Annotated in this window: 2 protein-coding genes; both read left to right on the top strand. The window is 35.5% G+C overall.

The genetic code is table 11. From position 1 onward, the window contains the following. A partial coding sequence (locus tag F6K51_RS37885) for a MoxR family ATPase (protein ID WP_293031475.1) occupies positions 1-560 on the top strand: 560 nt, incomplete at its 5' end. Further along, positions 553-1,135: hypothetical protein (locus tag F6K51_RS37880; protein WP_365940681.1), on the top strand; the 583-nt coding region annotated here is incomplete at its 3' end. The genes F6K51_RS37885 and F6K51_RS37880, both read left to right, overlap by 8 nt.

Raw genomic sequence — 1,135 nt, 5'->3', positions numbered from 1 at the left:
CAGTGGTGTTAATTGATGAAATTGATAAAGCGGATATTGATTTACCGAATGATTTACTACTAGTTTTAGATAAATTACAATTTGAGATTAATGAAGTAAAAGGCTGGAAATATGATGCCCTTCAAGGAGAAGAACCGGAAACTCGCAAAGATTTCCTCCCTTTAATTATTATTACCAGTAATCGCGATAAGGAACTCCCTCCGGCTTTCTTACGTCGCTGTCTATTTTATTATCTAGAGTTTCCTAATCAAGAGGATTTAGTCAGGATTATAACCAGTCATTTTAAAGAAGAGGTTTCTCCTTTATTTGAAGCAGCTTTAAGTAAGTTTTTGGAACTACGAAATGCTATTTATTGGCGTAAAAAACCCAGTACCGGAGAATTTATTAATTGGTTGCTACTCTTGAAGAGAGGACAGAAACATGAGACAACTCAGAACTATGAAGAAATAACCAATGAAGGGTTAAAACAAACCCCATTACATCAACTCCCTTTTCTCCATACCTTGGTTAAGAATCAAAGTGACCTTAATAGCTTGGAGCCGAAAAACTTAAATGATTGATCTTGACCTATTAATTTCTGAAGCTGAAACTCTGTTATTGCCTTTATTTAATAAGTTAAGAAAAGAAGCTATTCCGGTGGGAATTGCTGACTACTTAGTAGCGATTAAAACCATTAAGGATAGAATCGGGTTAGAGGATAGTGATCGATTACAACGGTTTTTGTGTTTATTATGGGTTAAATCTCCAGAAGACCAAGCTATTTTTAATGATGGCTTTGAAGCATTGGTTAAACCTGCTTTAGAACAAATATTAGAGGAAACAACTCAAGCTTCATCCTCTGAAATACCAAAAAATCGAGCAACAAATAGTAATAACGCTTCCCAATCTTCATCATCTCAAGGCCAAGAGCAAAAACAAGGTAAAAATCAGCAAGAAACTAAGTCAATTTCATCTCGTCCTTCGTCCAGTTCCTCATCTTCAGAAACAGGATCAATACAACTTAGATTTAGACAACATTATAACCTGATTCCTCGGTTACCGATTACTCGCCGAGAAATGACTGTAATTTTGCGTAATCTAAGAAGATTACAGCGAGAAGGAGTTCCTGAGGAGTTAGATATTCAAGGAACAATTA

It is taken from the genome of Moorena sp. SIO3I8, from assembly GCF_010692325.1.
Classification (GTDB): domain Bacteria; phylum Cyanobacteriota; class Cyanobacteriia; order Cyanobacteriales; family Coleofasciculaceae; genus Moorena.
This window is presented reverse-complemented; position numbering and strand designations above follow the sequence as displayed.